Raw genomic sequence first — 25,072 nt, 5'->3', positions numbered from 1 at the left:
AACAAGTTGAAGCGGTTAGCTTGGATCACCACAAGATCAACCGTTGAGTTTCCCTGTTTTTAATCTTTCTGTCGCACCAATGTTTCTGTCCTTACACCCGGCGTGAACGACGTCATTAGCGGAATACGAGTGCACGGTCTGTGAGGCGATCTTAGCGAGTCTTGAGGGGAGAGGACTCTGATAATGGGTAGGCAAAAAAATGTGGGGCAGAAAGATAAGACGGGGATGGGTGTCCGTGACCGGAGCGTTCAACCGGCGTTGGGAATTTGCCAGGCTTAGATTTTGAGGTTGTGGATCTTGCTTAAGATTCTTCCAGATTTGTGGAACGAGGAGCTTTAGCAAGCTCCACTACATTTGAAATACCAATGATCTCTGCTTACCTGCTTAGGCCATCAAGTCCAGTGGATGACACGCGTCTTTGCGGATGATCGGTTGCTACGGACGGCCACGTCATGGACTCGATAGGGCTTCGATGATCTGCTGCGTCTGGACGACGAACGGATGGTCGCGGTCGGCGGGGGCGATTGCGTCGATGTCTGCGGCGGCGTTTGCGATCGCTTCGCCAGCCGCGTCCTGGTTACCTTGTAAATTGTGAACCTCGGCAAGCGACCGATACAATAACGCTCGCCAGCACCGATGGGAAAGATTCTCGGGTGCTGCGTTGACCAACGTGGACTGCATCGCCAACGCCTTCTGCAACTGATGATTCGCTTCGTCGAAATCCTTGTCCGTTCGCGCCAAGTTGAACAGTTTATGGCGAATATGGACTTCCGATACGACGAAGATCGGTGTGTTGGGAAACTGTTGTTGCAAGGTTTGCAGCTCCGCCAGAGCTTTACCCAGCCGCGTTGCCGCTTCGGATCGCTGCAGCCTCGTTTGGACTTCGCGCCGCAAATTCACCGCTGCCAAGGCTTCGACCAACGTGTATCGCACCGTGGTATCGTTGGGCGAAACCTCCAGTTGTTGCCGGAGGATTTCAATGGCGCTCTCAAATCTCGCCCGTTTCGCCGCGGGCCGTTTTTCGATCCGTGATTGTGCCAGCCGAACTCGGGCACGCAGCGTTACGACGGAACTGGTGCTGTTACCGGTTTCGTATAGCGTATCAAGCATCTCGTCCGCCGTCCTCAGGTGCAGCCTACGCTCCCGTGGCGGCTTGTTTCCCTGAGACTCGATCCGCATTCGCTGTGGCGGTGGATCGCCGAGGCCGACGTGAGCACGTGCGAGTTGCAGCATCGCTTCGGTGTTGCTCGTGGCAAGTCCACTCGCTGCGGACAAGGCTGATTTAAAGGCTTGTTCGGACTCATCGAACCGGAGCTCCACTGCAAAAACGTCCCCCAATTCATTCTGCAATCGAGCCATCAAGGATCGGCTCTGCTCATTCGATAAACCCGCGGTCGCGCCGCGGGTCCGGAGCACATCGATGCCATGCTCGAGCGACTCGATCGCGTCGGACGTGTGGCCGAGTTGCCGCTGGATCAACGCCAGCCGGATCGTGGCGCGGATCATTTGCTTGACGATATCGGGCCGGGTTGGCGATTGCTGAGAGAGTCGTTCGTAGAGCGGTTGGATGCTTTGCAGAACGTCCGCCGTATGCGGCGACGGATTCAGCGAGTAGGTGGTCGCGGCGGTTTCGTCGAAACCGACATCGCTGATGCTAGACGCCGGCACCGAAACCATGTCGACAACCCCGTCAAGCGATTGAAGCGCGAGGTCCACGGTTTGCTCGGATTGACGCAGTGCGGTGTTAGTCCGCCGATTCGCTGCGGACGTCATCCACCAACCGCCGGTCGACGCCAGCGTTGCGAGTACGAGCGAAGCGGCGGCGACCGTCGTGGTCGTCGCCATCTTTGGGTTTCGCCGACACCAGCGAAACAATCGTGCTGCGGCGGACGTGCGGCGTGCGTGGATCGGTTCGTCGGCCAAATAGCGGTCCAAATCATCTCGCAGCTCCGCCGCCGTTTGATAACGATGCGCCGGTTCATGACTGATCGCTTTGTCGATGATGGTTTGCAGGTCAAGCGGAATGTCGCCGCGTAGGCTACTGAGTGGCTTGATGCGATGCTGGAGAACCGATTCCATCAAGGGGTGCGGGTCCGATTCGCTGAAGGCGGGAACGCTGGCGACCATTTCATAGAGCGTCAAACCGAGTGCATAGATATCGCAACGCGCGTCGGATTGGCCGCGGAATCGCTCCGGAGCCATGTATCGCGGACTGCCACTGAGCGCGCGAGACATCGTGGGATCATCGCGTGTGTTTCGAGCGAGTCCGAAATCGGTGACTTGTGCAGTCCCGTTTTCGTCGATCAAGACGTTGGCAGGTTTGATGTCGCGATGCAAGATTCCGTTGGCGTGGGAATAGGCCAATGCGTCCGCGATTTGCCGACCGATTTGCGCGGTCTCTCGAAAGCCGAACGCCTCGGTTCCACTCGCGGCGATCCGTTTGTCGATCGATTCGCCTCGAACCAATTGCATCACCAAGTAATGCGTGCCATCGTTTTCTCCGGTCCCAAAGATGGGCACGATGTTCGAGTGATGCATGGCGGCCGCGGTTTTGGCTTCGTGCTGGAACCGCGCCAGTGCCTCGTCGTCGAGCAAGCTTTGCTTGGGCAACACCTTGATGGCAACTGTCCGCGTCAGCGACTCTTGCATCGCCTCGTAAACAATCCCCATACCACCGCGACCGATTTCGCGAACAAGTCGGAAGTCACCAAGCTGCTCGATCAATCGGCCCGCCAGCGTCGCGCTGCCGTCTTGCTCGGCTTGCTCGTCAACCTTGACCTTTTCGACCGACAACGCGAGCGGAAAGACGCGGCGAATCGGCTCGCTCAATTCCGGATGGCGGATCGCGTACTCTTCGATCGTGGGGCGATCGCCGTTTCGATATCGGGCAATGAAATCGCTGGCCAACACATCGACGATGGCATAGATGTCGTTGTCGTCGTCGCAGTTATCAGGATCGGCGATTTCGGAATGGATCATACGAGCATCAATTTCCGCCGCCACGGCGACCTTGCGTGGGACGGTTTTTCATTTCGAGGTTTTCGGATCCAGGTTGAAGTCGGTTGCGGCGAAACTGTGACGCCAGCACCAAACGCTCTCGCTGATCCAGCGTACCATTTTTGTCTGCATCGGCGATCGCAAATGCGTCGTGCATGTGTTCGGGCAGTTCCGATAGGCTGAGCAATCCGTCGGTGTTGACGTCAAACGCCAAGATTTGGTTTGCAAATGCTTCGTCACCTTGAGCGGAATCACCGCCGCGTCCGCCACCGCCATCTGGTCCTCCCTGTCCACGACCACCAGGACCTTGTTGTCCGGGACCACCTTGACGTCCACCAGGCCCGCCCGCGCCGCCTCTCTCGCCACCACGCTGACCGGCGGGACCGCCCGGGGCACCAGGACCGTTTGGTCGCAATTCTTCGGCGGTCAAACGTCCATCCCGATTTCGGTCTAGCTTACGCAACGCGACTGCGGCGGCATCAATTTCGGCAGCCGATAGTTCGCCGTCGTTGTCAGCATCAAAAATCCGCAACAGTGGCGGCGTCTGCTGTGCCCCGCCTTGTGGTCCCCGCATGCCTCCGCCTGATTGTCCCCCACGACCGCCGCGTCCACCGGGTGTTTGAGCCAGAGCAAGCGAACTGCCGAGGGAAAGTAGCATCGCGCAGGAAACCGAAAAAAATGCCAAACGTTTCATCATGAGGTCCAGTGAAGCGGAGTGTGAACAGCGGGATAATACAAAAAACCCCACGACGCCGGAATTTCTACAGGTAATCTGCACTGCTTTCTTCATTTTGCGGGGCCGAAACTCTTGGCGGGTTTGTTGATTTAATCCAAATGCAAATCGCAACGCTGAGCCGTGGGCCGTAAGGCACCGGGTCGTGCGTGGGACCCGGCCGCTGACGCGTCGCGGCTCACTAAATCAACAAGCCGTTGGCGAGTTTCGCTACTGACAAGTTGAGCTGGATAACCAAGCAGCCATCACATCCGTTCCAGCACGTTTCTGAGTCGTTCTAGCGCTCGGACGTAGCGAATGCTGGCTGCCTTGGGGGAAATCCCCAGCTCAATCGCGACCTCTTGATTGGTCAATTCTTCGAAATGGCGGAGCGCAACTACTTCGCGGTCGATCTCGTTCATCGTCTCGAGCGAATTTCTCACTTCCGCGATCAATTCCTTTTTCACCGCCGCTTGACTGGGCGAAGTCAAATGGGCGACGAATCGCTGCGAAAGGCACGCGGATGTTTTCCCCCAATCGCTGCCGAAACTCGCCCCCGACTCTCGCAATGTCGATCTGGATTCGGTGGCCAGATGACGACGATGGACGCGGCTGAGTGTCTGTTGAGCAACGAGCCGTAGCCACAGGAAGAACGACGGAAAATCACCGCCGAGGAAATGCGACAGCCTCTTTTCCGCATCCAAGTAAACTTCCTGAACCACGTCGTCGGCGTCGACGCGAGCACGAACTTGGTCGTTCAAACGGAAGTGAATGATTTGCCACAGACGCTCGCGATGGAGCGCAAACGCATCGGAAAAATGCGTCACCTCTCCGCGCCGCAACGACTGCTCTAAATCTTCAATCACAAAATCTCAACAAAGCGAGTAGATTGGCTGGGATAATCGGGTTTTAAGCTGGTAGAGCGAAGGCTCGGTAGCCGCTTGGGCCAACACTTTGAAGCATTTTCTGGTAGCGGAACTCGTCAACGGCTTGTTGATTTAGTCGTACGATGGACTTCCTAGTCCGTCGAATGCACCATTGACGGACTAGGAAGTCCATCATACCCCCTTGCCGCAGGAAACTTCATTCAATCAACAAGCCGTCAAGAGTTTCGGCGAGGCATACGTCAATCGAACGAAAGTCTTGCCGACTTCCGCTACGCAAAATTTGTGGTGACTCACAATGTCGCGGCAACCATCGACGCTCTGACGAGCGTCGCTACAAAACGCAACAGTAAGAACCAATCCCACGTCTCTCAACAGCGAAAATCCAATGGCACTTCCAATTCTAACCCCGCCCCGACGAAAAGCGACCGTTGGAAAACGGCTCGGCCTTGGTCACCACCTACTCGTTGCGTTCGTTGGTTTCGTACTCGCTTGGCAGTCGTCCGTCGTGATGGCTCAGCACAATGTCGTCGTCCTGTTGGCCGATGATCTCGGGTGGGGCGATGTGGGCTTTCATGGGGGCACGGCTGAGACCCCGAACATCGACCAATTGGCGGCCGAAGGGGTCCAGCTGGATCGCTTTTACGCCTATCCAGCATGCAGCCCCGCGCGGGCCGCGATGTTGACCGGGCGTTTCCCGCACCGCTACGGAATCACCGGGCCGGTCCGTGATCGCGACGCGGGGCTGCCCATCGACGAACGACTGATCACCGCCGATTTTAAAGCCGCCGGCTACCAAACCAGCTTGATTGGCAAATGGCATTTGGGCGGTTCCAACCAACCCAAAGCTCATCCGAACCAGCGTGGGTTTGATCATTTCTACGGATTCATGGATGCCTCGGTCGACTATTTCCAGCACACCACGGGTCGAGGGAAACTCGATTGGCAACGCAACGGGAAAACGGTCAACGAACAAGGCTACGCCACCGATCTGCTTTCGGAAGAAGCTGCAAAGCAGATCCGGTCACGCGATAAACGCAAACCGTTTTGCATGGTCGTCTCGTTCAGCGCCCCGCACAATCCATTCCAAGCACCCGAGCATCTGACCGCGAAATACCAAGGACGTTTGAATCAGCGTGACGCCACCTACGCAGCCATGATCGACTCGTTGGATCAAGGCGTCGGTCGGATTCTGAAAGCGATCGACGATCAAGCGATTCGCGACGAAACGATTGTCGTCTTCGCGTCCGACAACGGAGCGGTTCGAATTGGAACCAACGCACCGTTTCGGGGTCAGAAACGAGAAGTCCTCGAAGGTGGCATCCATGTGCCGTGCGTCATTCGATTGCCGGGCGTGTTGAAGCCAGGAACCCAAAGCAAGCAGCTCTTTGCAATCCACGACCTGCTGCCGACGCTGGCTGCCGCGACCGATGTGAAGCTGCAAAACCAAAAGCCGCTGGACGGAGTGAATCTGTGGGCGAATCTCAAAAACGGAACGCAAGTCGATCGCACTGTTGTCGTCGCTGAAAACGACCACGCGATCATTCGCGGCGATTGGAAACTCATCCAACCCACCGACGGTGCAATTGAACTGTACAACCTTCGCTCCGATACCGCGGAATCCACGAACCTGGCCAGTCGTCAGGGGAAGGTTGCCGCTGATTTGCTAGACCAATTGACGCTGTTTCAAAAGCATGTTCGCAACGATGAACCGGCGGCCTCCAATGGCGAGTTGCTTGTCGCTGAAAATAACAACACGAAAACCAATGCCGCCATCACGCTGCCGCAAGAAGGTGAATTGCTCGCTCGTGCAGAGCTGAGTGGTGATGCGGTCTATGGCGTGCTTGGCAATCGCCACGTCGAATCCAACGGCTCGGGCGTGCGGCTGTTTTCGGCCGAAGACCGAAACGGCGATGGAGTGATCGCGGGTGAAGCGACGGTGGAATCCTCGCAAGTCACCTCCGACCAACCCTGGTACCGTTTCTATATCTCGGGGCTCGCCCAAGATGATTTCCAAGTCGATCAAGACGACTTGTATTTGAAGGTCGAGTTCCTGCAAAAAAACGGCGACTCGTTGGATCTGATCAAAGAACGCATTTACCCGCAGGTGTTGCGTGAACGAAAGGATTTTCGAGACGAAGCCACCAACGAAAGTCTTGGCCACGCGACGTGGCGAACCTACGCCATGGATTTCCGCACTCCATTCGCCGAAGTCGATTCGCTCAAGCTGAGCGTTGGTTTTGCCTCCGGCAAAGGCGAAGGCAAACGCACCGAGTTCTGGATCAATTCAATGAATCTTGAACCGATCGATGCACCGGCGAGCTACCGACCGGCCAAAGCGACGGCCGACGAATTTCCGCAACCCGATCCAAAATCACTGGTGTCACTTGGTGGACGATGGTACTTCGATCCCAAAGGGGGCGATCGCACGGTGCCAAAGCAATTCGATTACACCAACGACGATCAACTGCTTTATAAAACCGATCAGTTCGTTGCCCCGTTTGCCGGCAACATGAGTTCATGGTTGCGAGCGGGCTACTTGGATTTCGATGGCAACGAAGTGACCAAGGACGTATTCAAACCGTACGCGGTCATCATCAATGTCACGGACACTCACATCGTGATCCGCAGCCGCAACTTGCCCAATCACCCCACCGCGACGTTTCCGGATCGTTGGCGGATGCTCGACGGCAACCCGTCCTACATCAAAGAACAAGCCAACACGCACTACTTGCCACTTCAGCCCAAAGTCGATCCCAACGCATTTGCGATGGACGAAAAAAATTCAAACCAAGCACTGCCGATGGGACCGATCGGGGTGGCGACCAATGGGGTGATCTTCTTCAATCCATTCGACCATATCTTTGAAACCGATGCGGTTTGGCGATTAGACCGTTGCTGTGGTCACCCCAGCCCGCAGCAGCAATATCACTATCACAAGTATCCGGTTTGCGTGAAAACGCCATGGAGCGATGAGGGGCACGGACACTCGACCGTCATCGGTTTTGCGTTCGACGGTTTCCCCGTCTACGGACCTTACGAAGCGGCAGGCGTGTTGGCGAAAGACGACCGAGCGAATCCGCTCAACGATTTTAACCTTCACGAAGATGCCGACCGCGGACCTCACTACCACGTCACTCCCGGACGTTATCCGCACATCATCGGCGGCTATTGGGGCGAGCTCGACCCGATGAACGGACGTCGACGAAACGCTACCCGCGGCTAGGCACTGTCTGAGAACGCATCAGAGGCGAAAACCTGGTAGCGGAATTCGTGAAGAATTTCGATTTATCACTGGGTTATGCCATGCTGCCGAAAGTCTTGCCGACTTCCGCTACGGTTTTCAGACAGAGCCTAGAGGCCACCGCCATCTAGTTTCGTAGCGGTGCAGCGCGAGCCGCCCGGTCAATATCGAACGTTTAACTCGCCGCAACCGGGCGGCTCGCGCCGCTCCGCTATAAAAAGCCCCCGGTGCCAAAGTAGACGGCATTGAGCTTCCGCTGCGGGCTCGGCGATTCTCTTTTTGGAAGCGACCTCAAGGACGACCAACATCGAACCTCGCAGGTTCGAAATCACATCGGTTTTGCTAGCTGGCGAGCCGAATTGGCTTGGTTAATGTCGCAAAACATTAATCTAAGGTCGCAAATCATGATCCTATCAGCAACATAATGGATCATAATGCCCTCTTGGCGCCCGGTCTTTGCGATCCTCGTTTCGTCTCGGCCGTGTCGTCCCACCACAGGACCTTTAGAACCGATCCGGCAACCGAGACGCGAATATCCCTCCTGTAAATCCCTCCGTAGAAAGATGAGACCCAAAATGAGACGTTTGAGCCCATTGTTGTTGGGGATGTTCTGTTCCGTCATTTCTTTCAGTCAGAGCCCTACTGTGTTAGCACAAGAATCAAATCAAGTGACCAACGGATTTCGTGAAGACCTCTCGTTTCTGAAGCAGCACACCGACATCATCACGTTGACCAACGGCGAGGCCGCAGTCGCCGTGGCGCCGGCGTATCAGGGACGTGTGATGACCAGCACGGTCGATCGTGAAAATGGAGTCAGCTTTGGTTGGATCAACCGCAAGGTGATCGAGAAAGGATTGCTTTCAGAGGAAGAGCGCAAAGGCAAACTCGAAGAACACATCTACATCTTCGGTGGCGAAGAACGATTTTGGCTCGGTCCCGAAGGAGGCCAATTTGCATTGTTCTTCAAACCGGGCAGCAAGTTCGAATTTTCGGATTGGAGGACTCCCGCAGCGATCGACACCGAACCGTTTGAACTCGTCCAACAGTCGAGCACGACCGTCAAATTCAAACGAAATTGCAAACTGACCAATTTCAGCGGAACGCAATTCGTGATGGGGATCGAACGATCGGTGCGTCTGCTCGATCAAGCCGCCATTGCCAAGGTTTTAGAAACAGATTCGATCGACGAATCGATCAAGTATGTTGGCTACGAGACCGACAATCGGCTGACCAATCGAGGCGAAAACGCGTGGACGAAGCAGACCGGCATGCCGTCGATTTGGATCTTGGGGATGTACAACCCCTCGCCGAAAACGACGATCGTGATCCCTTTCAAACCCGGTGACGCCGCCGAGCTTGGCCCCAAAGTCAACGACACCTATTTTGGAAAAGTGCCGCCAGAATACCTGCAAGTCGAAGAAGACGTTTTATTCTTCAAGGGGGATGGCACGCGTCGCGGCAAGATCGGCATCACACCGGAGCGATCACTGGGAATCGCAGGCAGCTACGACGCCGAAGGGCATGTTTTGACGATCGTCACCTACAACGTCCAAGACGCACCCAACGGGTACGTCAATTCGATGTGGGAAATGCAGGAGGAACCGTTCAAGGGTGACGTCATCAATGCCTACAACGACGGATCGCCTGCTCCCGGCGAACCACCGCTTGGGCCATTCTACGAATTGGAAACCTCGTCGCCAGCAGCCGCGTTGAAGCCGGGCGAAACGATGACCCATGTGCAACAAACGTTGCATCTGCAAGGCAGCGAAGCCGCGTTGGACCCGATTGCCCAACGACTGCTTGGCGTTCATTTGGATGAAATCCAAGTGACCCAGTAGTTCAGCCGTTCTCATCGAAAGATGACGCTCACCGCATCCCGCATCAACCACGACCTGGAGCTCGCAAGTCAATGAAAAACCAACGATTTCGGCCTTACTTCTCGAGTGCGTCTGTGGTCAACGCAAATGCATTGCGGTGGCGGACCTCGTGGCAGTGGACCATAGCGATGGTCATCGTCGCATTTCACGGGCTCACCGCAGCTCCGGCCATTGCCGAGAAGCCGCATGCCGTTCTTGTCGTTGGGACGCTGCACTATTCGCCGGAACTCAGCATGCCGCTGCTTGCCGAGGAACTGGAGCGATTTGGATTTCGCACGACGGTGGTGATGGGCAAAGGCGATCCGGAAAAGAAACGCGAAAATGTTCTGCCCGGGATCGAGGCGTTGGCTGATGCCGATTTGGCAATCTTCTTTATGCGTTTTCTGCAGTTGCCTGATGACGAGTGGCAGCCGATCGAAGACTACGTGAAATCGGGCAAACCCATCATCGGGCTGCGGACCGCCAACCATTCTTTCAAATATCCCGCGGCCCATCCGCGGTCCAATTGGAACGACGACTTTGGTCGCCGCGTGCTTGGGACGCCTTACATCGTGCATCAATCCAGCGAGACCGAAATCAGTGTGATCGAAGAATCACGGCAGCACCCGATCATGACCAATGTATCGAAGTCGAACTGGACATCGCCGGGGACGCTCTATCTGACGCGTTTCGAAGAGGGTGTCGTTCCGTTGGTCAAAGGCAGCGGCAAAGGCCGACGTCGTGAGCTGAAGAAATCGTTTGGTGTCATCCAGGTTCAAGAGGATGAAACCGATACCGTCGCCTGGGCGTGGCAAAACGAATGGGGCGGCAAGGTATTTGGAACCTCCTTCGGTCATCCCGGTGACTTTGCCAAAGAATCGTTTGTCCGCATGGTCATCAATGCTGCCTGTTGGGCCGTGGATCGACCGCTTCCGCAAGCCGATGAAACGATTTCGACTTGGGAAATCCAGCGACAAGATAAAAAGCCGAAGAAGTAATGCATCTCGATCGAAAAACGCTCACAACCATGATTAGAAAACCTCATTCCATCATCGTGCTTTTGTTTTGGGCCGTGGCCGTTTCGACGGTTTCAGCCGAGTCGCCGCTTCCGCCTGAATCGCCCATTCGACCGGGGGATCGTATTGCGATTGTTGGCAACACGTTTGCGGATCAATTGCGAATCCACGGCTATCTTGAAACGATGTTGCTGCAGCGTTGGCCAGACAATCCGGTCTCGATTCGCAACCTGGGTTGGGGTGGCGACATGCTGAACGCGCGTGATCGACCAACCAATTTTCCCGCTGAAGAAGAAACATTGTTGGCACATCGTACCGATGTGATCGTCGGCTGTTTTGGGATGGGAGAATCCTTCGCGGGCGAAGAGGGGGTGCAATCGTTTCAAGCCTCCGTCGATGCATGGATCAAATCACTCGAGGGCAAAACGTACAACGGGAAATCTCAAGTGCGTTTGGTCCTGGTGTCGCCGATTGCCAACGAACCGCTTGGAAAACTGACACCTCGGCACGAGCAACGCGACCGAGAGTTATCCGCATACAGCCAAGCGATGAGCGAAGTGGCCATCGCCGCTCAGGTTCCCTTTGTCGATCTCTATCAAACTTCGCGTTATTTGATGGACGAGCCGATCGGTCCCAATTTCACGACCAACGGCATCCATTTGAATTCGTATGGGTACTGGGCACTGAGTCATTACCTATTCCGTGGCCTCGTCCAAGACGATCTTGCTTCGCCGCAACCACCATGGCGAATCTCCCTTGACGCGACGGATTTGACGGTACAGGCCAATGGGCTTGCGGTTTCCGATACGGCTCGCACCGAGGCGGGATTGACATTTCGAGCCACTGAGTTGATTGCCCCGACGTTGCCACCACCTACCGGCGAAGACCTGCCGCCGCAGCTGCATCATTTTCGTGACTCGCTGACGATCGCCAATCTTGCACCGGGAATCTACAAATTGGCCATCGATGATGTCTCCGTCGTCACCGCTAGCCATGACGATTGGGCTCGCGGAGTCACGATCGACACTTCGCCGGCTCACCAACAGGCCGAAGCATTTCGTGCTGCGGTCAACGACAAGAATTTACAGTTTACGTATAGCTGGAAAGCCCTGAACCAAGTCCACATTGTCGGGGAGAGAAAAAAATCGCCCAGTGGAAAGGCATTGCCAGCGGAAGTGATCGAATTCAATCAACTCGCACAAAAACGCGATGCGAAATTGCGAGATGGGATCGAACGTCAAACGCGGAATTGGCGTGTGACTCGGATTCACTAGAAATCGACGGTAGCTACGTTCGCCAGAACGTGAACCCTAATGACTTTTTTCAAGAACCTTATGAATATCCGAACTTTCAAACAAGCGAACGAGTGTTTTTGGCGAGCGGTCCGCCCGTTGGCGACGGCAGCCCTGATGACCATCGTGTTGACGACCATCGCGTCGGCGCAGGATGCATCGGGTATCAAGAACATCAAGGACGCCAATTTGGACTTGATGAACAATCATGATCCAGCGTCCGAGCAAGAAAACTTTGAACTGCTCGACGGTTACCAGGTCAACCTTTTCGCTTCCGATCCGATGCTCGCCAATCCCACTCACATGCACTGGGACTCGCGAGGCCGGTTGTGGGTGGCGTGTTCGTGGGCGTACCCGCAATTGAAACCGGGCGAAGTCGCAAACGACAAAATCATCATCCTCGAGGACACCGATGACGATGGCGTCGCAGACAAATCAACCGTGTTTGCCGATGGATTGTATATTCCCACGGGGTTAGAGCTTGCCAACGGCGGGTGTTATGTGGCGCAATCACCCGACGTCTTCTTCTTCAAAGATACCGACGGAGATGACGTGGCGGATGTCAAGGAATTGGCGCTGACTGGGTTTGGGATCGAAGACAGCCATCACTCGGTCAGTGCGTGGCGACGCGGTCCCGGCGGATGGATCTATTTCCAAGAAGGTATCTTTTTGCATTCGCAGGTGGAAACGCAGCACGGGGTCGTGCGGAATTTCAACGGTGGCGTCTATCAGTACAACCCTCGGACGCAAGAACTGAGAATGTTCTGCACCGGCACCGGTGGTAATCCTTGGGGCCACGTGTTCGACCAATGGGGGCAATCGTTCATGGTCAACAATCCGCGGATCATGTACCTGTCCCCCGTGACCGGAAACGGGGCGCAGAGCATTCGTGTTCCTACGTTGATCAGCACCGAAAAGCAATGTGGCGGCGACCTCGCGACAGGTTCGCACGTGGGCGATGACATCCGTGGCAATCTGCTTAGTGGCCGCTTTAAAAGTCGAACCATTATCCGCTACGAATTCTCGGAGGACGGTGCCGGTTTTAGCGCCAACGTTCTGCCGCCACTGATGACCTGTAAGCACCCAAATTTTCGGCCCGTCGATGTCAAGATCGGCCCCGACGGAGCGATCTATGTCGCCGATTGGTACAACTCGATCATTAATCATGCCAGCCATGATTTTCGCGATCCGCGTCGCGATCATGAACACGGTCGCATCTGGCGGATCACGCACAAGGATCGACCGCTCGTCAAGAAACCCAAGTTCGATGGAACCACCACTGAGCAACTCGTCGATCATTTAAAGAGTCCCGAAACATGGATACGCCATCAAGCGAAAAAAGAAATTAGCGAACGGGATCCCGACGAGGTCCTCGCGGTACTGCAAACGTGGGTGGACCAACTCGACACCGAGTCACCCGACTATGAACTTCATCTCGTGGAAGCGATGTGGGCGTGTCAAAATGTTGAACGTCCGAGCGAGAAGATTCTAACCAAGGTACTCGCTGCGTCAGACGGTCACGCGCGTTCCGCAGGGGCGCGGGTGATTCGCTACTGGCACGATGCGCTGTCGGATCCGATTGCGATGATTGCCAAAGCGGCTGCCGATCCCTTCCCACGAACACGAATGGAGGCGGTTCTGTCGGCGGGATTCATTCCTCAAGCCGAGGCGTTTGCGGCGGCGCTGAATGTGGTCGATCATCCCGGCGACCCTTTCCTCGACTTGGCATTGCCCCAAACGACGAAGGCGCTCGAACCGTATTGGCGTCCAGCGATGGAGGCAGGAACGCTTCGTTTTGCCAAAGCATCCCACAAGGCGGCTGCGGAACGAGCTGCGGGAATTGGTTTTGCTGAACGGATTGATCACTTTCTCAAACAGCAAGACCCCAGCGAGAAAGAGATCAGCGAATTTCGCGACCAGGTTATCGCAATGGGCACCCCCGATGATCTTTTGCGAATCGTCGCCTCGTTGACCAGCGGAAAGGATTCACGATCGGATGATGCACAAATCGCGCTGCTTGAATCGCTCAAGTCGATGGCAAATTCGCGTTCCTCGGGTGTGCTTCGTCGGCGTTTGCGTTCGTTAACGCGATTGCTTGACGATAACAATGCGACCGTTGCCTCGCTTGCCGCAGAGAATCTTGCGGCTTGGAAAGCCAACAAGGTCACCGAGCCACTGTTGGATGTTGTCCAAGACGAAAGTCGTCCCGCTGCCGTACGTCGGTCTGCTGCGGTCGCGTCGGCAAAGCTAGGTGGCGACAAAGAACTGCAAATCCTTACGAAGCTCGCAGAACATCGTGATCCAGAGACTCGCTACTGCGCACTGGTTGGCATCGTCGCCACCGACATTCAGCAGGGGACGAAGTTGGCTGCGGCGTTATTCAGCCAAGCCCCAGGCGAAGCGGATCCTGTTCCGCTGGTTCAGGCAATCCTGAAGAATCGAAACGGAGCCAGCGTTCTCTCTGATGCGATGAAAGGTGTCGAGGTTCACCCGGCGGTGGCCGCTCGTATTGATCAGTTTCATCGGTCGACGGGGTCGCTACCTGAGAACTTGGCAAAACAATTTCGCCCCTCGCAAGATTCCGAGTCGCTCAACTTGCAATTGTTGGCCGAAGACCTATCGCAACTGACCCATGATGTGGAAACGGATGGCGATGCGGTTCGAGGTGAAGACATCTATCGACGCAAATCGCTGTCGTGCACGAGTTGTCACGGCATTGGTCCCGTCGGCCCCGTCATCGGTCCGAATTTGGTAGCGGTGGGTGCAGCGGCCAAGACCGACTATATCGTCGAATCAATTCTGCGACCCAACAAAGCGATTGCCGAACACTACGAAAACCGCATGTTCGTGTTGGACGATGGAACGACTCAGACCGGCATCGTGACGTTCCAAAGTGATGACGAAGTCGTTGTGCGAGACGCGGCACAAGGTGGAAAAGAAATCCGTCTTGCTGCGGATGAAATCATTGCCGAGAAGGCGATGAACTCGGCCATGCCCGCGGGACTCGTCGATCAACTCGGCAGTCGTCAAGAGTTTCTTGATCTCGCAAAGTTTGTCGCTGCCTTGGGTCGACCCGGCCCCTTCGCCAATGATGAAAGTCCCGTGATTCGAAAGTGGCATCTAACCGCCACTTCCAACTTTGATGAACCGCCGGCCTCAGACACCTCTTGGGTCACAGCGTACAGCAAAGTCCGCGGTGAATTGCCGGCCAACGATTTGCCAAGTGGAGATCACGTGCTCGCTCGAGGCTATTTGAATGTATTGGTCCCTGGTGGGGTGCAATTCAAAATCAACGATTCTGTGGGACTCAAACTTTGGGTCGACGGAGAGGAGATCCTCGATCCAACCAAGACCCTCACACTGGCCAAGGGACGGCGAGCGGTAACGATTGGAATCGACCGAACGAAACGCGGCGACATGGGATTAAAAGTCGAACCGATTGCGGCGCCGCAGTCGCCGGCGAAGTTTCAAATCGAAGGCGGTTTTTGAGGAGACAGCTTTTGCGGGGACAGGCACACTTATTGGCCACACATACCGCTAGCATTGCGTCGGCTCACGTGGTCAACGGTCTGAGGTCAACCTTTTGGAATCGTCGGAACAATAAGTGACGGGTTTTCCTGTAGCGGAAGTCGTCAACGGCTTTCGTTTTCCAGGCTGGTCGAAACTCTTGACGGCTTGTTGATTTAGTCGTACGACGGACCTCCGAGTCCGTCGAATACACCACTGACGGACTAGGAAGTCCATCATACGACCCTTGCCGCAGGAAACTTCACTAAATCAACAAGCCGTTGACGAGTTCCGCTACGTCAGCAATGACTCCGACGATGCTTAACGGCTTCGCACGAGATTCGGGACGCAATTCGTTAGTCATATGTCGCAAAAGTTGGTTTTTTCTCATCCAAAAGTAGATAGGATGAGTTTGTATTGCCGCTAATTCGATGGCGACTGCGTCGCTACGGAAGGACGAAACCATGAAAGCCTTGTCTAGTTCGCCACCAGCCCGCCGATCCTTCTTGAAGGCCGCAGGAATCACGATCGCGCTGCCGATGATGGAATCGGTCGCCACCCCGGCTGGCAGGAGCGACGGCGGCGAGGCGATGCGAATGGTTTGCATCAGCCCGACGTTGGGCGTCTATCCCAAAGCGTTCTTTCCAAAATCGACAGGGGCGAATTTCGAACTGACCCCGACGCTCAAACCTCTGGAAAACTTGCGGGGCGATTTCACCGTTTGTTCCAACATGGATCATCCGGCGATCTTTTCCGGCCACGGTGGCATCTCGACGTTCCTTACCGGGATTCGCGGCGGCAACGTCGTTTCAATGGATCAGCTTGCGGCTGAATACGCAGGTTACCAGACGCGGTTTCCGTCCATGCACGTCGCGGTCGGCGGCGGAATGAATGCCTCGTGGACCTCCTCGGGCATCCGGGTCCGCGAACTAGGGGATCCTCGTGACATGTTCGACCAATTGTTTGTGCCCGATTCGGCTGCCGCGATCAAGGAGCGTGAGCTACGGATTCAGGAACAGGGCAGCATCTTGGATCTGGTTCGCGAACAAGCTAAACGATTCGCGCGTCGGACCAACCCGGCGGATCGGCAAAAGTTGGAAGAGTACCTGACAGCGATTCGTGATGCCGAAACAAAGCTGCAGGGCATGAAACGTTGGGCAAACGTTCCCAAGCCAAAGGTGAACTACCAACCCGAGGGACATCCGCACTCGGGCCAAGATTACGAGTTCCTCGCACCGATGATGTTCGACTTGATCCTGTTGGCCATTCAATCGGACTCGAGCCGCGTGTTCACCGCTGGATTTGGCATGCACAATCGGATGATCGAACTCGATGGCGTTTCCACCGGCTATCACTCGCTGAGCCATCATGGCAATCGTCCCGACATCCTTCGACAATTGGGCATCATCGACAATTTTTACATTCAGCAAATGGCTCGGTTTGTCCAAAAGTTGAAAGATTCTCCTTTGGGCAATCGCGGCGATGGCACGTTGTTGGACAAAACGATGGTGTACTTTGGCAGCGGCATGGGGGACGCTGCTCGGCACAGTAATCGAGATCTGCCGGTCATCTTGGCCGGCGGTGGTTTCCGGCATCAAGGCCATGTCGACTGCAAGACCCCCGGCGGTGAATCGACGCCACTGAATAATCTTTACACCACGATGCTACAGAAATTCGGTGTCGAGATTGAAAGTTTCAATGGTGCGACCGGAACGTTTAGCCTCTCCTAAAAATGATGTGCAGCAAACCCTCTCCCGATCACCGGACTCCTCTTGCACGCCACGCCACAAAGCCGAAGTTGCACCCTTCGATCTTGTGGTTGGCGTCGGCTCTTCTTCTGTTCCCAGCGACACGGATCGATGCAGATGACTTTTCAACCATCGAACCGATGATCCGCCAGCATTGTGTTCGATGTCACAATGCGGACGAGCAAGAAGGCGACGTACGGTTGGATCCATTGTCCAGCGTTGATGCCGAACTGCTGACCAAGGTCTACGAACAAATTGCCGGCGGGTTGATGCCGCCTGAGGATGAACCCCAACCTTCGGCCGCACAGCGCACTTCGCTGGCGAAACAAGTGCTTGAACTCGCCAAGCAATCGCCAAGTGAAAACGTGGGTGGGCTGCGGCGGCTCAACAAACGTGAGTATCAAAATACGGTTCGCGATTTATTGGGGCTGAACGATGGCAACTTTGACCCCAGTTCCTATATCTACGATGACAACGTGAACGAAGGCTTCGACACGAACGCATCGTCGTTGGTGATGTCCGACGAATCACTGTTTGAATACATGGAGGCCGCCCAGGCCGCTCTGTGGCAAGCCTTGTTCACCATGGATGCCAAACAACCTGAGCCGAGGGTGTTCGAGGTTCCCATGCGTCAGCTCACCGGGGCGTCGCGAAGGTATGAAAACCAAGGCAAGGATTTTTATACGTTTCGAATCGGAGGTAACTCGAAAATCGTCGACGGCAAGGCAACGCGAAACTGCCAGATCCCGGGTCGGTACCGGATCACCGTCACCGCATCAGCCGTTGACGAGGACCGGTACCCTGTCAAATTTGTTCCCAAGAATGAACCGCCCAAGTTGGCGATTGGGGTGGTCTCGGCACGGCGAACCGGGGTCAATGAGCTCGGCAAGACAATCGAAACCTTTCCGCTAATCTACGACAAAGAGCAGACATTTACGGTCGAAACCTGGATTGACCGAGATTTTTACCCTTACCTTCGTATGGCGAACGGAACCTCGAAACCGATCGTGCAGATTCGGGCAGCGCTGCGAAGAAGCAAGTTCAAAAAATCGGACTTTGCTGGTCCCTTTCGCGGTCCCGGCATTCGCGTTACCCAGTACAAGATCGAAGGCCCGTTCTATGAACAATGGCCGACCGAGTCGATGAAGACCACGTTGTTGTCGGACAAGATGCCCGATCTGACCAGTGCCACGGCACGTGAATATCTGCTGGGGCGGTTCGCCATCCGAGCCTTTCGGCGACGCGTCACTCGAGAAGGGATTGGGCTCTGGTTCGATTACTTGAATAAGCAATACAAACAATCTCGCGATTGGAACGATGCGGTCGTCAAGACGATGACCGCGATGATGGCATCGACCGATTTTCTGTACCTGTTCGAAGAACAAGGCGAACTGAGCGATTTCCCGCTGGCAAGTCGGCTTTCGTATTTCTTCTGGAGCACGATGCCAGACCAGGAATTGTTTAGTGTCGCCAATTCGGGCAAGTTGACCGAACCAGCAACCCTGAGGGCTCAGGTATTGCGGCTGATGCAAGACCCGCGAGCCGATCGGTTCTGCGAGAGTTTTGCCGATCAGTGGCTGGCACTGGATGAACTTGGAACGATGCCGCCCGATAACAAAACAAGGGAGTTTCGGATCTATGGCGAGAGCATGGAGCAGGCGATGCGTGAGGAAACGCGACTGTTCTTTCGCCATGTCTATGAAGAGAATCGGAGCGTCGCCGACTTTATCGATTCGGATTATTCCTTCATCAACAACAAACTTGCCGAACTGTACGGACTGCCCAAACAAAGTGATGGCAAGTTAACGCTGACCCAACTTCCCGCGTCTTCAAAACGTGGCGGGCTTTTGACTCAGGGAAGCGTGTTGACGCTGACGTCCAACGGAGTCGAAACGTCGCCCGTGGTTCGTGGGGTTTGGGTGCTCGATCACTTTTTGGGCACGCCTCCGCCACCACCGCCCGAAGAAGTGCCTGCAATCGTGCCCGATCTCACCGGCGCCACGACGGTCCGTCAGATGTTAGAAAAACATCGCAACGACAAAGCCTGTATGCAGTGCCACAAGCGAATCGATCCACTCGGTTTCGCGTTAGAAGCGTACGACCCCATCGGACGCTATCGCACCAACTACACTAAACGGCAAAAGGTCAGCACCGACGGTACCTTTAGCGGCCAGGCGTTTCGCGACATCGATGGCTTGAAGAAAATTCTGGCCGCTGATCTGCGACCCTTCGCCCGCAATTTGATCATCCGTATCGCCGAATATGCCAAGGGCCGCGAACTGGTCGCCGCCGACTACCCCATCGTTGAATCGATCGTTCAGCAGACGCAAAAAAACAATTTCCAACTGAAAGAAATCGTTTACCGGATCGCGACTAGCGAATTGATGACGCAGCGCTGACCAAGTTCGCACCCCCCAATCGCCCGTTTTCAGCTTGAATCTCGAGATCGACCACGACGTCGCAAATTGACAGCAGTTTGTCGCAATACCTTATTGATTCGCCCTCGAGCCTCAAGCACAGTGGCCTGATTCGATTGTAGGCTTCCTTATTAGCCAGGGCATTCGCAGACAAACCGGCCTGAAACGTAGCGACGGATGACGGCGGCGGTCAAACAGTCGTTTTACAATGCAAACGCCTATTGATTCCCATTGTCCGTCCCCCCCACCCACCGCACTGGCTTCGAAGCTCTAAACAGGATAGCACTTTGAATAAAACAATCACGACCATGGTCCTCTGCCTGATGGTGGTTTGGAACGGTACGGATGCGTCGGCAATTGAACCGAATTCGCCTACCAAACCGAACATCGTGTTCATCCTTTGCGATGACCTTGGTTATGGCGATGTGCAATGCTTGAATCCAGAGCATGGAAAGATCGCGACGCCCTCGGTCGACAAATTGGCTGCCGAAGGAATGATTTTCACCGACGCCCATTCTGGATCCTCCGTCTGCACGCCAACACGTTATGGATTGATGACGGGGCGTTACAGTTGGCGAACCAAACTGCAAAATGGCGTGGTTCAAGGGTTCTCGCCCAATCTGATCGCCGAAGATCGACCGACGGTGGCCAGCTTTTTAAAGTCACAGGGATACCACACCGGCATCATTGGCAAGTGGCATTTGAACTTTCAATATGTCGATCCCGACACCGGCACCGAACTCAACAAGAAAACAGTAAAGAAGGGGTTGGCGCCGGTCGGCAGCAAGATCCCCGACGGTCCGATCCATCGCGGATTTGACTACTTTCATGGGTTCCATCACGCTCGGGATATGAAATGCGTGATCGAAAATGACGAAGTCATCGAGCTCGACGAAGAGATCAACATGCTGCCGCGGCTGACCCGCAAAGCGGTCCAGTACATCGACGACCGTGCAAACGACGCAAACGAATCGCCGTTCTTTCTGTACGTGCCGTTTGGTTCTCCGCATACTCCGATTGTTCCTACATCACAGTGGCAAGGTCGAAGCGGACTCGGTGCGTATGCGGATTTTGTGATGCAGACCGATGCGGCAGTCGGAGAAATCACCAGCGCACTTCAGCGGAACGGTCTCAGCGATAACACACTTGTCATCTTCAGCAGTGACAATGGATGCTCCAAAGCGGCCGACATTCCTCAGCTCGCCAAACAGGGGCACCTTGTCAGTGCCGGTTATCGAGGTTCGAAAGCTGATTTGTGGGATGGCGGACATCGTGTTCCGTTTATCGTGCGGTGGCCGGGCAAAGTGGCTGCGGGCTCAAGGTGTGATCAAACAATCTGTCTGACTGATTTGTTTGCCACACTTTCGGATTTGACGGGGCAATCACTACCCGAGGGCAGTGCCGAAGACAGCGTTAGCTTTCTGCCAGCCCTAAGCGGCGAACCGATTGATTCAACGCGTGCTGGCGTGATTCATCACTCGATCAGTGGCCACTTCGGATATCGGCAGGGAAAATGGAAGCTACTGTTGGCAAAGGCGTCGGGGGGCTGGAGTTCTCCGACTGAAAAACAAGCCGCCAAAGGTAGCCCGATCGCTCAGCTGTATGACATGCAAAACGATCCCGCCGAAGATACGAACTTGTACGAAACGCATCCCGAAGTGGCGGAACGTTTGCTCGCCCAACTCGAGGCGGATGTCACACGAGGACGCAGCACCGCGGGATCCGAATCAAAAAATGATGTCGATACGATCAAACTATGGAAGAGCGGAAAATAGAGCGACATGCACCGAAACGAGATCCATAACCAAGGTAAAATGATGAAAACTTCTCTCGCGCTCGGTCTGCTGATAGCCGTCTTGGTGCCCAGCACCGCGATCGCCGAGCTTCAATTAGGTTCGCTGTTTACCGACCACATGGTGCTACAACGCGACGCACCGGTTCCCGTCTGGGGAACTGCAGATCCGGGGGCCACCGTCACCGTGAAATTTGCCGGTCAGGAAAAAACAGCCAACGTCCAAACCGATGGCAAGTGGATGATCCAACTTGATCCGCTTTCCGCTTCGTTCGAACCGCAAACGATGACCGCCACGTCGAATTTGAATTCGACAATCGAGAACCAGCAATGCGCCGACGTCCTTGTCGGCGAAGTTTGGATTTGTTCGGGACAATCCAACATGCAGTTTGGTGTCGATGCGGTGCCCGAAGTCAAGGCGTTGATTCCACAGACAAAAAACATTCGCAACTTTACGGTCAAACGCAGCGTCGCGTTGACCGAGCAAGAGCGTTGCGAAGGCCAGTGGGTCGATCGCTATCCTGATAGTGCGGTTGCGTTTGGCTTTGCTCATTTTCTGCAAGCGTCCGCGGACACTCCGGTTGGCATCATCTTGTCGTGCTGGGGAAGCACGTCGATCGAAGCATGGATGCCCCGCGACATGACCGAAACCGTGCCCCATTTCAAAGTCATGATGGAAGAGTTTGACGCCAACACCGAAGCACAAGCGGAAATCAACGCTATTCTCAGTGGCCCTCAACCTTGGAGCGGCAAGGAGGATATCTTTTTGCGTCGGCAATCCAACATCATCTACAACGCGATGATGCATCCGCTTGCGCCTTATGCGTGTCGTGGTTTGGTGTGGTACCAAGGCGAACGCAACACGCAGTCGATGCACGGGATGGTCAAAGAGCCTTGGTTTTCCCGCAACTCAGGCATGCGTATTTATGGCGATGTGCTGAAGCAATGGATGCAGCGGTATCGCCAGCAATGGAACCAGGATGATTTGCACTTCTTAGTCGTGATGTTGCCCGGATACGGAAACGTTTTGAAAACGTCGCCCAACGTACCTCGTGATAACCCGGCGGCACACTCGTGGGCCTGGATGCGGGAATCGCAACTCAAGGCTCTCGAACTGCCGCATACCTCGGTTGCAAACACCATCGACTTAGGCGACATCAAGAACGTGCATCCGAAAGACAAGCTGCCGATTGGGCGGCGATTAGCGCTGCTCGCAGCGCGTGACACGCTCGGGCAGAAGGTCGAAGCTCAAGGCCCCGTCTTTCAAAAAGTCGAGACCCAAGACAACTCGCTAGTCGTCCATTTCGAACATGCCGAGGGTCTAAAGACAACGGATGGTTCCCCGCCAAAGGCGTTTTGGTTGGCCGATGATGATCAGAAGTGGGTTCGAGCCGACGCAATGATCCAAGGCCAGAGCGTGGTTTTGCAGTCCGCTGAATTGGCAAAGCCGTTGTATGTTCGCTACGCCTTTGTCGGAAAGCCAGACGTGAATCTTGTTAACGACGCCAATCTACCGGCCCTTCCGTTTCGCACCGACCGGTTTGAACCCTAAGAAAGTGTCTGCAAATCCTTCCATCGGATCCCGACCAAGCACTCCCTCGATCGCATACAGAAGAAAATCATCATGTTTGTACAGCGCACATCGCACTTTTTGATGTTTGGGTTGGTCGTTAGTCTGATGGCCACACAGCCAGCGTTTGCCAAAGAGCCACCGCCCAACATCATTATCTTCTATGTAGATGACCTCGGATGGCAGGATGTGCAGCTTAATGACGTGGATGATCCGTGTCCCTACGAGACGCCAAACATCGTGAAGTTAGCCAAGGCAGGGATGAATTTTACCGAAGGCTATTCACCCGCCCCGTCCTGTTCTCCCTCACGCGCCGGGATCATCACAGGGCAACATCCCGCAAAAATTCGGCTCACCCATGTTGATCTAGGAGTGATCCGAAAAGGAAGCAAGACGGATCGCGTGGTCGCTCCCTATCTGGAAAAACCGCTGGACCGAGATCTGCTTACATTGGCAGATGCGATGAAAGCGAATGGCTACCGCACCGGGCATTCGGGGAAATGGCACGTCGGGCTGACCGCGGCAAGCTATGGTTTCGACACCGTCAATCAAGACCGAGGGCCGCATCGCAGTGTGCCGGATCGGACCAAGGATTTCGCGACCTCCGATGATCCTAAATTTCCGCTCAGCAAAGAGAAATACCCGCCGGTGAGCAAGAAGAAACCCGAGGGCATCTCGTATCCGTACGACGAGGTCACCGGTTCGGCCATCGAGTTCATGGCACAGAGCAACGATGAGCCATTCTTTCTCAACCTCTGTCACTGGATGGTCCATTGGCCGGTGATGACCCGCAACGGCGAGTTGCTGGAATATTACTGTGACAAGATGGGACAACCCTTTCCGCCCAAGCGTGGCGCGATGACGCTGCCGGGACAGCAAAACCCGTACTTTGCTTCGATGGTCACTAGCGTCGACTGGAGCCTCGGACGGATCGTCGATTTTCTTCAGAAGACCGATGACCCTCGCAGCCCAGACAAGAAGCTGATCGACACCACTTACATCTTCTTTACCTCTGATAACGGTGGCGCAGAGAAAAAGGGCAAGGAGGTGATCTCGGACAACGCGCCGCTGAAATATGGAAAAACGCATGCCGAAGAAGGAGGCGTTCGTGTGCCGATGGTGATCGCGGGACCAGGCATCGAACCGGGCAGCCGCTTTGATGGACTGGTGAACCAGCTCGACTTTTTCCCCACCATCTTGGAATTGACCGATTCCGAAATCTCGCCCGATGATTTTGCCGAACTCAGTGGTTTGGATATCTCAGCCGTGTTGAGCGGGGCGAGTCGGCAGATCGTCGATGCCAACGGGAAAGAACGTGATCATCTGTTTTGGCACTACCCGCATGGTGGCGACTCGATGAAGTCCGCGATTCGTAGTGGTGACTTCAAACTCTACAAACGATACCAGACGGACGATTACGAACTGTATCGGCTCTATAAGGACGGTAAACGCAACGATTACGAAGAGGCCAATGACTTGGCACAAAATCCCGAGTTCGCTTCGGTAGTCGAGCGTCTTGGAAAGATGCTTGAGGCCGAGCTAGTGGCCAACGATGCGGAACTGCCTTACCTCAATCCGAACTACGCCGACAAAAAAACGCCGGTCGCCGATCTGGGCAAAGCTACCTATGAGTCAGCGGCACGAGAGGCAAGGCTCAGCATCAAGCCCAATGGTCCAGCGGTCAAAGAAGCCTATGTGATCTACTGCGAGGATCCAGAGGTCACGAAGACGAAAACCAGAAGGCCCCCGGCAGACATTCCGGAAACCCGTCCGGTGCTTCCCGGAATGAAGGCCCCTGCGACGATCAGCACCGATGGCTCCACTGTTAATGCGACCATTCCAAAGGAGATCGCGGCTTGGCGATTCCAGATCATCGACCAGAATGGTTACCTGCAGTACAGCGATGTCGTGATGGCCAATTGAGTCAATGAAACAGTGACCTGATTGAACAGCGACTTGCCAAACAGTGCACCGGCGAAATTCACCCGCTTTCGAATTGAGTGGGCCTGTTGACTACCGCATCGAATGCAGACACAT

At 55.0% G+C, this 25,072-nt stretch carries 13 protein-coding genes; 10 read left to right on the top strand and 3 right to left on the bottom strand.

Annotation, left to right across the window (positions count from 1 at the left end):
* Nucleotides 1-450: 450 nt before the first annotated feature.
* The 3 genes from ABEA92_RS13590 to ABEA92_RS13580 form a co-directional block, all read right to left on the bottom strand.
* A complete protein-coding gene (locus ABEA92_RS13590; protein ID WP_345684374.1) occupies nucleotides 451-2,979 on the bottom strand; it encodes a protein kinase domain-containing protein in 2,529 nt (842 codons plus the stop codon).
* 7 nt (nucleotides 2,980-2,986) lie between these two features.
* Entirely contained in the window at nucleotides 2,987-3,655 is a 669-nt protein-coding gene (locus tag ABEA92_RS13585) for an EF-hand domain-containing protein (RefSeq protein ID WP_345684373.1), read from the bottom strand.
* A gap of 320 nt (nucleotides 3,656-3,975) precedes the next feature.
* Nucleotides 3,976-4,575, bottom strand: a complete 600-nt coding sequence (locus tag ABEA92_RS13580) for a sigma-70 family RNA polymerase sigma factor (protein ID WP_345684372.1) — start codon at nucleotides 4,573-4,575, stop codon at nucleotides 3,976-3,978.
* A 406-nt stretch (nucleotides 4,576-4,981) separates the two neighbouring features.
* Between ABEA92_RS13580 and ABEA92_RS13575 the strand changes: the two genes are divergently transcribed.
* The 10 genes from ABEA92_RS13575 (at nucleotide 4,982) to ABEA92_RS13530 (ending at nucleotide 24,958) form a co-directional block, all read left to right on the top strand.
* Nucleotides 4,982-7,819, top strand: coding sequence for a sulfatase-like hydrolase/transferase (locus ABEA92_RS13575; protein WP_345684371.1), 2,838 nt, complete (start codon nucleotides 4,982-4,984; stop codon nucleotides 7,817-7,819).
* A gap of 623 nt (nucleotides 7,820-8,442) precedes the next feature.
* Nucleotides 8,443-9,675, top strand: coding sequence for a DUF6786 family protein (locus tag ABEA92_RS13570; RefSeq protein WP_425572434.1), 1,233 nt, complete (start codon nucleotides 8,443-8,445; stop codon nucleotides 9,673-9,675).
* Nucleotides 9,676-9,746: 71 nt separating this feature from the next.
* The gene (locus tag ABEA92_RS13565) at nucleotides 9,747-10,691 is read left to right on the top strand and encodes a ThuA domain-containing protein (RefSeq protein ID WP_345684369.1); all 945 of its coding nucleotides are present in this window, start codon (nucleotides 9,747-9,749) and stop codon (nucleotides 10,689-10,691) included.
* A gap of 29 nt (nucleotides 10,692-10,720) precedes the next feature.
* Nucleotides 10,721-11,983 carry an SGNH/GDSL hydrolase family protein gene (locus ABEA92_RS13560; RefSeq protein WP_345684368.1) on the top strand — a complete coding sequence of 421 codons (1,263 nt, stop codon included), beginning with the start codon at nucleotides 10,721-10,723 and terminating at the stop codon, nucleotides 11,981-11,983.
* 60 nt (nucleotides 11,984-12,043) lie between these two features.
* Complete coding sequence (locus ABEA92_RS13555) at nucleotides 12,044-15,490, top strand: PVC-type heme-binding CxxCH protein (protein ID WP_345684367.1); 3,447 nt, start codon at nucleotides 12,044-12,046, stop codon at nucleotides 15,488-15,490.
* A gap of 482 nt (nucleotides 15,491-15,972) precedes the next feature.
* Complete coding sequence (locus ABEA92_RS13550) at nucleotides 15,973-17,238, top strand: DUF1552 domain-containing protein (RefSeq protein ID WP_345684366.1); 1,266 nt, start codon at nucleotides 15,973-15,975, stop codon at nucleotides 17,236-17,238.
* Between the two features lie 158 nt (nucleotides 17,239-17,396).
* Nucleotides 17,397-19,655, top strand: coding sequence for a DUF1592 domain-containing protein (locus ABEA92_RS13545; protein ID WP_345684365.1), 2,259 nt, complete (start codon nucleotides 17,397-17,399; stop codon nucleotides 19,653-19,655).
* 305 nt (nucleotides 19,656-19,960) lie between these two features.
* Nucleotides 19,961-21,448 (top strand): sulfatase family protein, encoded by a 1,488-nt coding sequence (locus ABEA92_RS13540; protein ID WP_345684364.1) that lies wholly within the window; start codon nucleotides 19,961-19,963, stop codon nucleotides 21,446-21,448.
* Between the two features lie 39 nt (nucleotides 21,449-21,487).
* Entirely contained in the window at nucleotides 21,488-23,017 is a 1,530-nt protein-coding gene (locus tag ABEA92_RS13535; RefSeq protein ID WP_345684363.1) for a sialate O-acetylesterase, read from the top strand.
* Between the two features lie 72 nt (nucleotides 23,018-23,089).
* Nucleotides 23,090-24,958, top strand: coding sequence for a sulfatase (locus ABEA92_RS13530; RefSeq protein WP_345684362.1), 1,869 nt, complete (start codon nucleotides 23,090-23,092; stop codon nucleotides 24,956-24,958).
* Nucleotides 24,959-25,072 lie beyond the last annotated feature (114 nt).

The sequence above is a fragment of the Novipirellula caenicola genome, from assembly GCF_039545035.1.
Classification (GTDB): domain Bacteria; phylum Planctomycetota; class Planctomycetia; order Pirellulales; family Pirellulaceae; genus Novipirellula; species Novipirellula caenicola.
This window is presented reverse-complemented; position numbering and strand designations above follow the sequence as displayed.

Bases quoted from the DNA above. Each gene is read 5' to 3' on its own strand.
- ABEA92_RS13590 (WP_345684374.1), bottom strand. From the start codon at position 2,979: ATGATCCATTCCGAAATCGCCGATCCTGATAACTGCGACGACGACAAC.
- ABEA92_RS13585 (WP_345684373.1), bottom strand. From the start codon at position 3,655: ATGCTACTTTCCCTCGGCAGTTCGCTTGCTCTGGCTCAAACACCCGGT.
- ABEA92_RS13575 (WP_345684371.1), top strand. From the start codon at position 4,982: ATGGCACTTCCAATTCTAACCCCGCCCCGACGAAAAGCGACCGTTGGA.
- ABEA92_RS13570 (WP_425572434.1), top strand. From the start codon at position 8,443: ATGTTCTGTTCCGTCATTTCTTTCAGTCAGAGCCCTACTGTGTTAGCA.
- ABEA92_RS13565 (WP_345684369.1), top strand. From the start codon at position 9,747: ATGAAAAACCAACGATTTCGGCCTTACTTCTCGAGTGCGTCTGTGGTC.
- ABEA92_RS13560 (WP_345684368.1), top strand. From the start codon at position 10,721: ATGATTAGAAAACCTCATTCCATCATCGTGCTTTTGTTTTGGGCCGTG.
- ABEA92_RS13555 (WP_345684367.1), top strand. From the start codon at position 12,044: ATGAATATCCGAACTTTCAAACAAGCGAACGAGTGTTTTTGGCGAGCG.
- ABEA92_RS13550 (WP_345684366.1), top strand. From the start codon at position 15,973: ATGAAAGCCTTGTCTAGTTCGCCACCAGCCCGCCGATCCTTCTTGAAG.
- ABEA92_RS13545 (WP_345684365.1), top strand. From the start codon at position 17,397: ATGATCCGCCAGCATTGTGTTCGATGTCACAATGCGGACGAGCAAGAA.
- ABEA92_RS13535 (WP_345684363.1), top strand. From the start codon at position 21,488: ATGATGAAAACTTCTCTCGCGCTCGGTCTGCTGATAGCCGTCTTGGTG.
- ABEA92_RS13530 (WP_345684362.1), top strand. From the start codon at position 23,090: ATGTTTGTACAGCGCACATCGCACTTTTTGATGTTTGGGTTGGTCGTT.